The sequence below is a fragment of the Candidatus Frankia nodulisporulans genome, from assembly GCF_902806475.1.
Lineage (GTDB): Bacteria > Actinomycetota > Actinomycetes > Frankiales > Frankiaceae > Frankia > Frankia umida.
Genome location: NZ_CADCWS010000120.1, coordinates 1 through 12,245, shown reverse-complemented (window position 1 = coordinate 12,245; position 12,245 = coordinate 1). Strand labels below are relative to the sequence as shown.

Here is a 12,245-nt window from a genome sequence, read left to right as displayed (position 1 = left end):
GGCTGGGGCGCCGATGAATCGTGGCGGATCAACCGGCGCACGGGCCAGCCGTGGCCGGTGGAGTTCGCACCCGGACAGGTGATCACCGTTCATCACACGGCTATTCCGGTGAACGACGCCGACCCGGCCGCGTCGGTGCGGGCCATCTACCGCGGGCACACGAAGGACCGAGGCTGGGCCGACATCGGGTACCACCTGCTCATCGACAACGCCGGTGCCGTCTACGAGGGGCGCAGGTCGGGTGCCGACACCGTCCCGGTCTACGAAGCCGATGGTCGGGCGGTCACCGGCGCGCATGTGCAGGGGAACAACGCCGGGAACATCGGGGTGGCGTTGATGGGTGACCTGCGTACGCGTCCGCCGACGCCGCAGGCGCGGCGGTCGCTCGCGCTGGTGCTGCTCGCGCTCGCCGGCAGGCATCAGCTTGACCCGACCGGTATGGCCACCTATATCAACCCGACCAGCGGCGCGCGTCGGCAGATCCCGACGATCAGTGGGCATCGGGACTGGATGGGGACGGCCTGCCCAGGTGACGCCCTGTTCGCCCTGCTCCCCGGCCTGCGCCGGGATGTCGCCGTCGCTCTCGGCCGTCCGCTGCCCCCGCTGCCATCTCCATCGACGGTGCCACCGCAACCTCTGGTGCCACCGCGATCGCCGGTGGCCCCTGGAGCGCAGAGCCTCCTCGCCGCGGCACCCTGATCACTTCCCGCACCTGAGTTTCGCGGTGGGGTGCGCGGCTCAGGCGCGCCAGCCGGCGTAGACGGCGAACCGGCCGTCGCGTACCACGCAGTCGACCGGGGCGAAGCCGGCGTCGGCGAGCCAGGTGAGCTGGTCGGCCAGCGGCGCGCACCGGTCGAAGGCCATCCGGCCCAGGGCCGCCTGCCATTCGGCGTCGTCCGAGCCGGCGGCCCGGGCGAACCGCTCATGGCGGCCTTCGTACAACCGGGTGAGCGCCGGCACCGGGCCGTCGACCTGCTCGAGGTTGACGAACAGCCCGCCCGGACGCAGCACCTGGGCGATCCGCCGGAACAGGTCGACTTTGCCGCCGTCGTCGAGGTGGTGGATGGCCAGGGCTGACACGACCGCGCCGAACGGACCGGCCGGCAGGGCGCCGGTGAGGTCGCCCACCGTCACTCCCACGACGCGGTCGGCCGCCAACCGGGCCTTCGCCCTGGCCAGCATCGGCGCGGCACCGTCGAACAGGTGCAGCCGGGCGGTGGGTGCGGCCTCGAGGACAGCGGCGGCCAGCAGTCCGGTGCCGCAGCCGAGATCGAGCACCACGGGGCCGGACGCCTCGCGTTCCGCGCCATCGGCCTGGTCCGGGACCCGGCCGCCGACGGTGGCCCGGACCTCGTCGGCGCGGGCGACCAGCTCGCCGACCGTGCCGTAGAGCAGGTCGAAGGACGGGACGAGCCGACGGCGCTGCGCGTCGTAGGTCGAAGGGTCCCAGATCTGCGTCTCAGAATATGAGATAGGTGTCTCACTCATTGGACAAGTATAGGCTGCGCGACACCGCGCCTCGGTCGAATGACCGACGAGGACGGATATCGCGCGGGCCCTGCCCGCGGTTCTGACACGTGCGTCGGCGGCGTGGGGTGGGGGTCACTGGACCTCGGTCAGGGTGCCCTTCTCGACCGAGTAGACGAAGCCGCGGACCTTGTCCCGGTGCGGGATGAAGGGGCTGGCCGTGATGCGCGCGATCGACTGGCGGACGTCGTCCTCGAGGTTGGTGAAGGTCTCGACGGACCAGGCCGGGCGGATGCCGGTGTCCTCGGCGATCTGCGCCTTGAACTGCTCGTCGGTGAAGGTCAGCATGCCGCAGTCGGTGTGGTGGATCAGGATGATCTCGCGGGTGCCGAGCAGACGCTGGCTGATCGCCAGGGAGCGGATCTCGTCGTCGGTGACCGCGCCGCCGGCGTTGCGGATGACGTGCGCGTCCCCCGCCTGGAGGCCGAGCAGACCGTAGACGTTGAGCCGGGCGTCCATGCAGGCCACGACGGCGACGCCGAGCTTCGGGGGCAGCGGCAGTTCGCCGGCGGTGAAGGCCCGCGCGTAGTGGGTGGCGTTGTCGAGCAGGGTGTCGGTGCTGGTGGTCATCTCGCCTCCAGGCGGGTCCACGCCGCGGACACACCGGGACACGGCACGACGCGGCGTTCGAGTGGACGTGCGGCGGCGGCGCCCGAACCAGACGCGTCCTGGCGGCCACGCCGCTCTGGGTGTGGACGACGTACCGGGTGGACGACGTGCGCGGGGAAGCCGCGGGCCTCAGTGGCCGGCGTGGCCGGGGTGACCGCCGGGACACAGCGAGGCCGCGACCAGGAGCAGGTCGATGTGGCGTCGCCGGACGAGCGGCGGCAGAGCCGGCATGCACGAACCGAAACACGGCGGCACCCGCCCCGCCAACCGGCAGTCCATGTGGCACATCTCACATATTGATGTGGCCTGGGTGGATTACCCGCAGGTCAGGTGGGATGCGGAGCGACGCTCATCCGGGTTATCCCCGTGGCGCAGCTCACAGGGGGAGGGGTTGACCGTATCCGGACGGCCTCGCAGAGTCGAATGTGTGCGCGCCTCCGCCGTTCTGACGTGCCGCCGTTGCATCGACTACTGCCGAACCTCCACCAGCCGCTGTCGCCGCCACTGATCGCAGGGGCGCGGGTCCACGCCGTCCACGATGGCGTCTCGCCGTCCGGGGTGGGCCGGGTCGTTCCGGGCTGGCGCGCCACCCCGCGTCCGCCCGCCTGGCCGGGGCTGACCGGCCGTCCGGTAGTCACCCACGACCGACCGCGGAGGACCCTCATGAGCCGGCCGACCAAGCAGATCCATCTGGCGGCGCACTTCCCCGGGGTGAACAACACGACGGTGTGGGCCGATCCCGCCGCCGGCAGCCAGATCGAGTTCGACTCGTTCGTGCACCTGGCCCGTACCGCGGAGCGGGCCCGCTTCGACTTCTTCTTCCTCGCCGAGGGGCTGCGGCTGCGGGAGCAGAACGGCCGCATCCACGACCTTGATGTCATGGGTCGGCCGGACACCTTCACCGTGCTCGCCGCGCTCGCCGCCGTCACCGAGCATCTCGGGCTCGCCGGCACCATCAACTCGACGTTCAACGAACCGTACGAGGTGGCCCGCCAGTTCGCGAGCCTGGACCATCTCTCGGCCGGACGGGCGGCGTGGAACGTCGTCACCTCCTGGGACGCGTTCACCGGTGAGAACTTCCGCCGCGGCGGCTACCTGGCGGAGTCCGACCGCTACGAGCGGGCCCGCAGCTTCCTGAGCACGGCGCTGGAACTGTTCGACTCCTGGCGGCGCGACGAGGTGCTCGCCGACGCCAGCGCGGGACGGTTCCTGCGCGAGCCCGGGCCGGGGGCCTTCGCGCGTCACGACGCGTTCTTCGACATCGAGGGCCACTTCAACGTCCCGCGCAGCCCCCAGGGCCGCCCGGTGATCTTCCAGGCGGGTGACTCCGACGCCGGACGGGAGTTCGCCGCCGCGAGCGCCGACGCGATCTTCAGCCGGCACAGCGCGTTCGAGGCGGGCCAGGAGTTCTACGCCGACATCAAGGGTCGGCTGGCCAAGTACGGCCGTTCGCCGCGGGATCTGGTCGTCCTGCCGGCGGCCACGTTCGTCCTGGCCGACACCGACGCCGAGGCACGCGAGCGGGCCGCGCTGATCCGCCGCCAGCAGGTCAGCGGCGCCACCGCGATCATGTACGCCGAGCAGCTCTGGAACCGGGACCTGACCAGCTTCGACCCGGACGGACCGCTCCCGTCGGTCGACCCGCTGCCCGGGGAGAACACCGTCTCCAAGGGGCGGGCGAGCGTGCGGATGTTCGATGACCGGGTCGCGACGGTGCGGGCCTGGCGGGAACTCGCCGAGGCCAAGAAGCTCTCGCTGCGGGAGGTGGTGATCGAGGTCAGCGGCCGCCAGCAGTTCGTCGGCTCACCGCACACGGTCGCGCAGACGATCAACCACTTCGTCCAGTCGGACGCCAGCGACGGCTTCATCCTCGTCCCGCACATCACCCCCGGCGGGTTGGACGAGTTCGCCGACACGGTCGTGCTGCTGCTACAGGAGTGGGGGGTGTTCCGCACCGAGTACACCGGCTCGACCCTGCGCGAGCACCTCGGCCTCACCCCCCTGGACTAGACCGGGTTCCGCCCGGACCAGACGGCCCCGCGTGGTCCAGGGAGGCCGCCTCACGCGGCCGGGGTGGCTCGGGTGAGCGGGAGAGGGCTCGCACACGCCGCGCCGGAGCGCCCGCGCCTGGCTGGGGTGGTGAGTGCGCGGGCGGTCCGGGTGCGAGGGCGCGTGGTGGTGGACGATCCGGCATGGAGGGTGTGCCGGAGCGTGCGCGCGGCCGAGACCCAGCCGTGGTTCAGGGACTCAGCCGTGGTTCAGGGCTCAGCCGCGGTTCAGTCGAGGAGGCCGATCTGGCGGGCGGTGTGCACGGCCGCGGTTCGGTTGCGCACGCCCATTTTGCGCATGATGCTGCGCATGTAGGTTTTCACGGTCTCGGCCTGGATGGTGAGCCGCTCGGCGGCCTCGCCGTTGGAACAGCCCGTCGCCACCAGCGTGAGCACTTCTATCTCCCGCAGGGTGAGTCGGAAGGGCGGTGGCTTGGCGGGGGTCGGCGCGGTCGGCTCGGTGCGCAGCAGCGAGTAGATGCGCAGGATCCGCCGTCGTAGGTGCGGTGTGGTGAGCTGGGCGCTGAGCTCGAGCAGTTCGAGCTGGGCCAGCCGGACCCGCTCCTTCTGGGATCGTGCGTAGGTCGGCAGCTCGTCAGCGGTCAGTGGACCCGACGCTCGGTCGAAGCCGGCGGCGCTCATCGCCCGCGGCGGGCGGGCATGAATCGCTGCTGGATCCGATACCACTGGGGCCATCGTGCTCCTCTCCCTGTCCACTCCGGAGTACCCGGCCCCTTTGGCCGCCTGCCGCCGGCAGACCGTCGTAGCCCTGCCGGCGGATTCGTCCGGGGACCGGACTTAAGATCAGCCGTACACCACCTTTGTGGGTGACCGCGGCTGGCCCGGCCCGCCGCAGAAGTGGGCGTCCTGGCACTCCCACTCCTTCCGGTTGAGCGTGCATCGCCGGTCCACCGCGGTCGGCTACATCGAAAAGGTTATCCCGCGCTGCGGTCGTTTCGTCAATGGCCGAACCGGCGATGTGCGAGAACAGACGCCGACCGCCGATGAACCGTGGGATGGTCCCCCCAGCGGCGACTCCCGCTCGACCTGCCCGGATGTGCGGGCCGGACGCCGCCACCATCGGCCGGCGGATTGCCGGTGACCTGGAACTGGATTGTAATTCGCTGCCCGGGAGTATCGGCGGACGGCGTATGCGCATTCATTCGGCAGTCGGCATACGCCCGGTCGTCTGCACGGGAATCCGGCGTGCGTCCACGGTGCGCGCGGCCCGCGCCCGCCGGTCGGGGCTCACCTGGGACCGAGTCCCGTCCGGTGGATGCCCAGTGGTGGACGGCGCAGCCCGAGCAGGGCCCCTGGCTGTACCGTCACGGCCTCCATGCCTGGTGGGCATGGACGTCCTTTACCATCGGGTCCAGTCGGCGCCCTCTGGCGCTTCTGGGCCGCCTGGCTGGCGTCCGGCCGTTCGGGGGCGGTGCCGGTCAGGCACGAAGTGGTGCCACGTGGGACGGGTGGCGGTGCGAATCCAAGCCAGGTCCGAGTATGGCCACGGCTGTGGACGGCCCGTTTCCGACGGCGGTACACCGAACTCGCGAAGGTCCGTCAGCGGGTTGTCCGGCGACGATGGGGTGAGCCCGGCCAGCACTGCGCCGAACCGTCGGTGCCGGGAATGCGGACAGCACGATGCGAGAAACACCGTGAATGGCCGAACAAAATTTCTCACAAGGTGCCGGGCGGTCGCGGAGAAGGTGCCGCGTGGTGCGCGGGCAAGGGGCGCGGGCCGGTCGCTGGCCGTCGTTCGATGACGTCGGTTCGCGGCCGGTGATTCGCGTGGTAGGCCCTTTGCATTGTTATGTTTCTGGGGGCGTTCCGTGTTCCGAACTCCGGTTCGCGCATGCTCGTCGAAGTGGCCTGAGCGGGCGGCTGACCTGGCGGTGTTGGCACGGGTGACGACCGCGGGCCAGGAAACCTGGCCGGGGCCCACCTCGGCACGGTGGGTTATCCGTGGGTCCACGCCGGGTGGAAGGTGGGCGGGTGGCGTTGGGTGGGTGTTCCATGGTGTTCGGTGGGTGGTCCGTGGTGCGTGGGTGGTGGCGGACGAGTCGCGGCGCGCGGATGTCGCGCGGGTGCGAGACGCGGGCCGTGGTGCGTCCCGCGGGTGACCCGGGCCGCCCGGGCGGGCACGGGGGAGCCGTCGGGCGAGGTGCGCGCATCGCGGAGCGCGGTGCCGGGACGCGCGCACCGCGGGCGGCGCCGCGGCGGGCGGCTCGGACATCGGCGGATACCCGCCGAGGGATCGGAGCGGTCGGGCGCTATCGTCGTCCGGCGCGGAAGTGGTGCGGGCGGTCAGCGGATTCTGATGGGTGAATCCGGCCGTCCATCCGGAACCGGATCGGGCGGATGGGAGCGAACGGGGTGCGGGTACATCCCCGTTCTGACAAACCACCTAAAGTGCCCGCGATCATCCGCTTTCTGCGGTTTTACCCAGGAGACTAGGAGTGCGCGACGACGCGTCCGGTCATCGTCTCGGGGTGGATTCGCACCCAGTGCGGATGATCGATCCGGTCCGCCCAGGGGGTGAGTCCGGTGGCCTCGAGCCGGGCCAGGGTGTCGGGGTCCTTGACCTGCACCGCACGCCCGTTGATCAGGACGCTCCAGCCGGCGCGGGCCGCCGCGTCATGCCCGTCGACCTCGAAGCCGACCGCGTCCTCATCGAGGGCCGCGGCGAGCTTCGACCCGGTCGCCGTGCGGAACGCGATCGCGTCGCCGTCGAGCACGTAGTTGACCGGTAGCACGAGGATCTCGCCGTTCGCGCGGAACGCTACCCGTCCCACCTGCTCCCCGGAGAGCAGCCACAGGCAGGTCGAGGTCGGCAGGACCCCACCGCCGGCATGGTCGAGGGTGACGGCCGTACTGTCCCGACCACTCGTGATGATCTCGCCGTTGCTCGCGGTGGTACCGCGTCCGCCCACGTTCGCCGATGTCATCGCGTGTTCCCCTCGTCCGCTGGATGGGCATCCGCACCACCCCCGACGCCGACCGGCGCCACGCCGCCTCGCGCCAGGACGGTGGGGCGGTGGGGCGGTGGGGCCGTTCGACGACGTCCGGTTCGACCGTAAGGCGGGACCGGCCCACCGGTCAGGGGCCGATGGTCGTCCACCACCCGGGCTGTCCGGCACGGTTGGACCCGTCCGTGGGCCACCACCGCGCCACCCGCGTGGCAGCGCTGGCCGGCCGGCCGGCCCGTCCGGGCGCGGCCGGGCTCAGGCGACCGGCTCGTCCGCCTCGCTGGGACGTGGCGCCGGTGCGCTGACGGGGATGCGGACGGCGCGGAAGGCGACGGTGCGGCGGATCTCGAAACCGAGCCGCTCGTACAGCCGGATCGCGTTGGTGTTGTCGGCCAGGGTGTGCAGGAACGGGCGTTCGCCGCGGGCCCGGATGCCGGCGGCGACCGCGCGAACCAGCCGGCCCGCGAGCCCCTGGCCCCGCTGGGCGGGATCGGTGCACACGGCGCTGATCTCCGTCCACCCCGGTGGATGCATCCGCTCACCGGCCATCGCCACCAGCGTGCCGCCGTGGCGAATACCCAGGTAGGTGCCCATCTCGATGGTGCGGGGCAGGAACGGGCCGGGCTTGGCGCGGGCCACTAGGTCGAGCATCTCGGGAACGTCGGCCGCGGTGAGCCGGACAGCCTCGGGATCGGGCGCCGCCCGCATCGAGACGTCGATCATCTGCACCCCGGTGCCGATGCCGTTGACCTCCCAGCCCGGGGGTGGCGTCGCGTCCAGGGTGTAGAGGATCAGGGCGCCGGGGCCGAGCAGGTGCGCGGCTTCATGCCAGGCGGCGAGGTCCGGTTCGTCCGGCAGGCCGAGGAAGGGGCAGACGTCGGGCGGGAAGCGCAGGACCGCGCCGTGACCCTCGGCGAGATGCGCCTGCGGCCCGAGCAGTGCGGCCCGAACGGGATTGTCCAACGGGTGCGACACCTACCCATCCTCGCCGATTCCGCCGCGTGCCCGCTGCCTCTCCCCGGATCCGATGGACGAGGCGGGCTCGGGGACGCGGGCGACCTGGGCGGTCCGCGTGCTCCGGGCGGCCTGGGTGGTCGCGATGCCGTCGGCGGTCTGAGGGGTCTGAGGGGTCTGGGGGATCGCGGCGGTGGTGAGCAGGTCCCGGATCTCGGCGAGCAGCCGGGCCTCGTCACTGATCACCGGCGTCGCCTCGGGCTCGGACCTGCCGCGCCTGCGCAGCTTGGCCGCCTTGGTCATCGGCAGGACCACGACGAAGTACACCGTCGAGGCCACGAACAGGAAGGTCACCAGACTGTTGAGGAACAGTCCGTAGCGGAACCTGCTGTGATGGATCGTGAACGACAGGTTGGCGAAGTCCGGCTTCCCACCGACCGCGGCGATCAGTGGCGTGAGCAGATCGTCGACCATCGCCCTGACCACCGCGGTGAACGCCGTACCGATGATCACCGCGACGGCCAGGTCGATGACGTTCCCGCGCATCAGGAACTTCCGGAAGCCCGCGAGCCCCGGTCGGATCACCCGGACCGACGGCTGCACGACCTCCCGACCGCGATCGACAACCTTGCGCACCTTGCGGACACCCACCAGATCATCTCCTCGACCACGAGGCTTCTCGGACGTCCGTCCGTTATGACCGTCAAAGGAGGGTTCAATCGTATATGAGAGGTAGTTGCCAGCCCGGTGGTGCCCCCCGCGTCGGCGGAAGCTGGTGGGAGCGGGGTGGAGACAAGCGGGGTGGAGACAGGGGCCGGCGTGTCCTGGCTGCCGGTCCGTGTCCGTTGACCTGAAGTGGACATCAACTGCCACGCTGGCACGTGCGGGCGTCACGTCGCGCGCCGGCCCGCGGACGGAGAGAGCCGCGGCCGGAGAAAACTGTCAGAGGTCGATGGAAGGCTGCATGCCATGACGATTCTGGTAACGGGTGGGCGCGGCGGAGTGGCCCGGGCACTGGTGCGGGAACTGGTCGCCGCGGGTGAGGCGCCGCGCATCGCCAGTCGTGAGCCGGGGCGGGTGGTCGGGGTCGGCGAGGTGCCGGTCGTCCCGCTCGATCTGGCTCGGCCCGAGACGGTGCCGGCCGCGCTCGAGGGCGTGCGCGCGGTGTTCCTGTACGCGGAGCCCGCCGGTATCGACGGGTTCCTGGCGGCGGCGCTGGCGTCGAAGGTGGAGCGGATCGTGCTGCTGTCGTCGTTGTCGGCGCAGCGGCCGGCGGCCGGGCCGGGTGGTGAGCAGAACGCGCTGACCCGGCGGCACACCGCGGTGGAGGAGGCGATCGCCGCCAGCGGTCTTTCCTGGACGTTCGTGCGCCCCGGCACGTTCGCGACCAACGCGCTCGGCTGGGCGGCGGCGATCCGGGCCAACCAGCCGGTGTGGGAGGCCTATCCCGAGTCGTACTCGGCGCCGGTCCACGAGCGTGACATCGCCGCGGTGTCCGCCGCCGCGCTGCTCACACCCGGGCATGACGGCGCCATCCACGCGATGACCGGTCCCGAGTCGTTGACCCGGCGGCATCAGCTCGAGCTGATCGCCGTGGCCATCGGTCGTCCCGTGCAGCTCGCGGTCGAGTCGCCGGCGCAGGCGAAGGAGCGGATGCTCGCCGCGATGGGTGCGGGCGCCTGGCCCGGTCTCGCCGACACGTTGCTCGGCTACCAGGCCGCGACCGACGGCATCCCGGCTCCCGTGCACGATGTCCTGCCGGCCATCCTCGGCCGCCCATCCCTGACCTTCGCCGACCGGGCCGCCGAACACGCCACCGCCTTCACCACCGGCTGAGGCGCACGGGCCGCGGCGCCGCACGTCGAGGCGCGGTAAGCCGGGGCACGGTAGGCCGAGGTCGGTATCGGCGTCGGCGTCGGCTGGTCGGTGGTGTGGCCGCCGGGTGGGCGCTCAGCCGGCGAGCATGGCGGTGATGCGGCGGCTGGCGGGGTGGTGCAGGTCGGAGACGGGAATCCAGCGGTGGTCGATGACCTCGTCGAGGCGTAGGTCCACCGTTCCCGGCCCGGTTGACCGCTGTATCTGGAAAACGAACTGGAAGTCGTAATGGGTGTGTTCCGGTTCGGCGCGGGTCGCGTTCTCGGGAATTGTGTGCACGTCGATGTCCATGGGCAGACCTCGTAGTGGCCGGACGGCGCTGGGCTGCACACCGGTCTCCTCGGAGAGCTCCCGCAGCGCTGCGGCCTCGAGGGTTTCGTCCTCGGCCTCGACGTGCCCGCCGGGGAACAGCCAGCGGTCCAGCACCCGGTGGTGGATCTGCAGCACCCGGTAGGTCATGTCCACCGCGATCGCCCCGCAGGTCACGTGGCCAGGCAGGGTGCCGCGGGAGGTGACGGGGACATCGGTGGCCGCTAGCTCGAGCAGCGGGGCCAGCGTCTCGGCCTCCCCGGGATAGGCGACCAGATAGTCCCGGACCAGGGAGATCACCTGATCGTTCAATCTGTCTTCCTTATTCGTCGATGGTCGGCTGTCAACGGTTTTTCGCCGGCCCGTACAGCAAGAGCGGCGACCGTCTCATGATGGCATGGCCGCAGCCCTTTTCCGGGTGTACCGGCGCGCCGTCCGAGCCGTTCCCAGGTCAGCCGCCGGTGCCCACAATGCCATTGCCGCTGCTGGCGGCACTGGTGGCGGTGGCGCCGAGGGTGCGCAGGGCGAGTTCGGCGTACAGCGCGGCGCCGTCGGGCAGGACAGCCTCGTCGAACTGCACGCGGGGGCTGTGGTTCATCGGCGCCGTGCGCGGATCGACACCGGGCGGGGTGGCGCCCAGGGCGATCAGACTGCCCGGCACGTGCGCGAGAACCCGGGAGAAATCCTCCGAGCAGGCCAGCGGATGGGCCAGCTCCACGTAACGCTGGGCGCCGAACGTCTCCGTGACCGCCCGCGCGGCCAAGGCCGCCCGCACCGGATCGTTGACCGTCGCCGGCCGTTCGGGCACGAACGCCACGTCCACCTCGACGCCGTGCGCCGCGGCGATCCCGGCCAGCAGCCGCCGCGCGGAGACCTCCACCCGGTCGGCGGTCGCCGGGGTGAACGTCCGCACCGTCGCCTCGAACATCGCCTCGTCCGGGATGACCGTGCGCCGTGTCCCCGCCCGCAGCACCCCCACGGTGATCACCACCGGGTCGAACACGTCGAACTGCCGGGTCACCATCGTCTGCAGCCCGAGCACCATCTCGGCCGCCGCCGTCACCGGATCGGCGGCCAGATGCGGCATCGACCCGTGCCCGCCCTGCCCCCGCACCTGTACCCGCAGCATCGCCGACGCGGACGTGATCGCCCCCGCCCGCGCCCCGAAGCTGCCAGCCGGCAGCACCCCGGAGAACACGTGCAGCGCGTACGCCGCCGTCACCGGCCGTCCCGCCGCCACCAGCACACCCTCGTCGATCATGTGCTGCGCGCCCTCCCAGCCCTCCTCGCCCGGCTGGAACATGAGCACCACATCGCCGGCCAGCCGCTCCCGGTGCGCACACAGCAACCGGGCCGCCCCCACCAGCATCGCCGTGTGCAGATCATGCCCGCAGGCATGCATCACCCCCGCCACACCGGATGCCCCCGCGAGTCCCGTCCCCTCCTGCACCGGCAGCGCATCCATGTCGCCACGCAGCAACACCACCGGCGCCTCGTCCGGTGCGAGCGCGCCGCCGCGCAGAACGGCGGTCACCGAGGTCAGATCCCGACCGAGGGTGATCTCCAACGGCAGCCCGTCGAGCGCGGCGAGCACCTTCTCCTGCGTGCGGGGCAGCGCCAGCCCGATCTCCGGCTCCCGGTGCAGCCGTCGACGCAGTCCCACGAGGTCGTCCGCCATCGCCTGCGCGTCCCCGACCAGCCGATCGTCGAGTGCCAGGCCGTCGGATGCGCTCCTGTCCTCCACCGCGGCCATGCCCGTCCTCCCCCTGTGCGCGCCAGCCAGCGGGCCGGCCCTCACCTCCAGTGTGCGCGGCGCCCATCCGGTCGCGGACAGCCACCAGCGGCGGCCCAGGGCATCAGGCCGGAGCTGACTCGATGCGACGAAGCCAGCTGTCCGCATGGGGGCACTGCTCGCGTAGGGCCGCGAGCCCGAGGTTGGCGATCGCGATCGGGCCAT

At 71.6% G+C, this 12,245-nt stretch carries 11 protein-coding genes; 3 read left to right on the top strand and 8 right to left on the bottom strand.

The window, feature by feature from the left end:
- On the top strand, window positions 1-699 hold a 699-nt coding region (locus G6R24_RS12455), incomplete at its 5' end, for an N-acetylmuramoyl-L-alanine amidase (RefSeq protein WP_192029123.1).
- 39 nt (window positions 700-738) lie between these two features.
- Here G6R24_RS12455 and G6R24_RS12450 read toward each other — a convergent pair.
- Window positions 739-1,488: a class I SAM-dependent methyltransferase gene (locus G6R24_RS12450; protein ID WP_163549416.1), complete on the bottom strand. Its 750-nt coding sequence runs from the start codon at window positions 1,486-1,488 to the stop codon at window positions 739-741.
- Window positions 1,489-1,602: 114 nt separating this feature from the next.
- Complete coding sequence (locus tag G6R24_RS12445) at window positions 1,603-2,097, bottom strand: beta-class carbonic anhydrase (RefSeq protein WP_163549415.1); 495 nt, start codon at window positions 2,095-2,097, stop codon at window positions 1,603-1,605.
- A 702-nt stretch (window positions 2,098-2,799) separates the two neighbouring features.
- On the opposite strand from G6R24_RS12445, the gene G6R24_RS12440 reads away from it, so the two are divergent.
- Window positions 2,800-4,146 carry an NtaA/DmoA family FMN-dependent monooxygenase gene (locus G6R24_RS12440; protein ID WP_163549414.1) on the top strand — a complete coding sequence of 449 codons (1,347 nt, stop codon included), beginning with the start codon at window positions 2,800-2,802 and terminating at the stop codon, window positions 4,144-4,146.
- 266 nt (window positions 4,147-4,412) lie between these two features.
- Here G6R24_RS12440 and G6R24_RS12435 read toward each other — a convergent pair whose 3' ends face one another.
- The 4 genes from G6R24_RS12435 to mscL form a co-directional block, all read right to left on the bottom strand.
- Window positions 4,413-4,880, bottom strand: coding sequence for a helix-turn-helix transcriptional regulator (locus G6R24_RS12435; protein WP_163549413.1), 468 nt, complete (start codon window positions 4,878-4,880; stop codon window positions 4,413-4,415).
- Window positions 4,881-6,634: 1,754 nt separating this feature from the next.
- Window positions 6,635-7,129, bottom strand: a complete 495-nt coding sequence (locus G6R24_RS12430) for a pyridoxamine 5'-phosphate oxidase family protein (protein WP_163549412.1) — start codon at window positions 7,127-7,129, stop codon at window positions 6,635-6,637.
- Between the two features lie 276 nt (window positions 7,130-7,405).
- The gene (locus tag G6R24_RS12425) at window positions 7,406-8,125 is read right to left on the bottom strand and encodes a GNAT family N-acetyltransferase (protein WP_163549411.1); all 720 of its coding nucleotides are present in this window, start codon (window positions 8,123-8,125) and stop codon (window positions 7,406-7,408) included.
- Window positions 8,126-8,755: a large conductance mechanosensitive channel protein MscL gene (mscL, locus tag G6R24_RS23705; RefSeq protein WP_338083866.1), complete on the bottom strand. Its 630-nt coding sequence runs from the start codon at window positions 8,753-8,755 to the stop codon at window positions 8,126-8,128.
- A 318-nt stretch (window positions 8,756-9,073) separates the two neighbouring features.
- Between mscL and G6R24_RS12415 the strand changes: the two genes are divergently transcribed.
- Window positions 9,074-9,940 (top strand): SDR family oxidoreductase, encoded by an 867-nt coding sequence (locus tag G6R24_RS12415; RefSeq protein WP_163549410.1) that lies wholly within the window; start codon window positions 9,074-9,076, stop codon window positions 9,938-9,940.
- Between the two features lie 114 nt (window positions 9,941-10,054).
- Here G6R24_RS12415 and G6R24_RS12410 read toward each other — a convergent pair whose 3' ends face one another.
- Window positions 10,055-10,600 carry an NUDIX hydrolase gene (locus tag G6R24_RS12410; protein WP_163549409.1) on the bottom strand — a complete coding sequence of 182 codons (546 nt, stop codon included), beginning with the start codon at window positions 10,598-10,600 and terminating at the stop codon, window positions 10,055-10,057.
- 139 nt (window positions 10,601-10,739) lie between these two features.
- The gene (locus G6R24_RS12405; protein WP_163549408.1) at window positions 10,740-12,041 is read right to left on the bottom strand and encodes a M20 metallopeptidase family protein; all 1,302 of its coding nucleotides are present in this window, start codon (window positions 12,039-12,041) and stop codon (window positions 10,740-10,742) included.
- Between the last annotated feature and the right edge of the window lie 204 nt (window positions 12,042-12,245).

Coding starts and splice junctions, on each gene's coding strand:
- G6R24_RS12435 (WP_163549413.1), bottom strand. CDS start 4,880: ATGGCCCCAGTGGTATCGGATCCAGCAGCGATTCATGCCCGCCCGCCG.
- G6R24_RS12415 (WP_163549410.1), top strand. CDS start 9,074: ATGACGATTCTGGTAACGGGTGGGCGCGGCGGAGTGGCCCGGGCACTG.
- G6R24_RS12430 (WP_163549412.1), bottom strand. CDS start 7,129: ATGACATCGGCGAACGTGGGCGGACGCGGTACCACCGCGAGCAACGGC.
- G6R24_RS12440 (WP_163549414.1), top strand. CDS start 2,800: ATGAGCCGGCCGACCAAGCAGATCCATCTGGCGGCGCACTTCCCCGGG.
- G6R24_RS12445 (WP_163549415.1), bottom strand. CDS start 2,097: ATGACCACCAGCACCGACACCCTGCTCGACAACGCCACCCACTACGCG.
- G6R24_RS12405 (WP_163549408.1), bottom strand. CDS start 12,041: ATGGCCGCGGTGGAGGACAGGAGCGCATCCGACGGCCTGGCACTCGAC.
- G6R24_RS12450 (WP_163549416.1), bottom strand. CDS start 1,488: ATGAGTGAGACACCTATCTCATATTCTGAGACGCAGATCTGGGACCCT.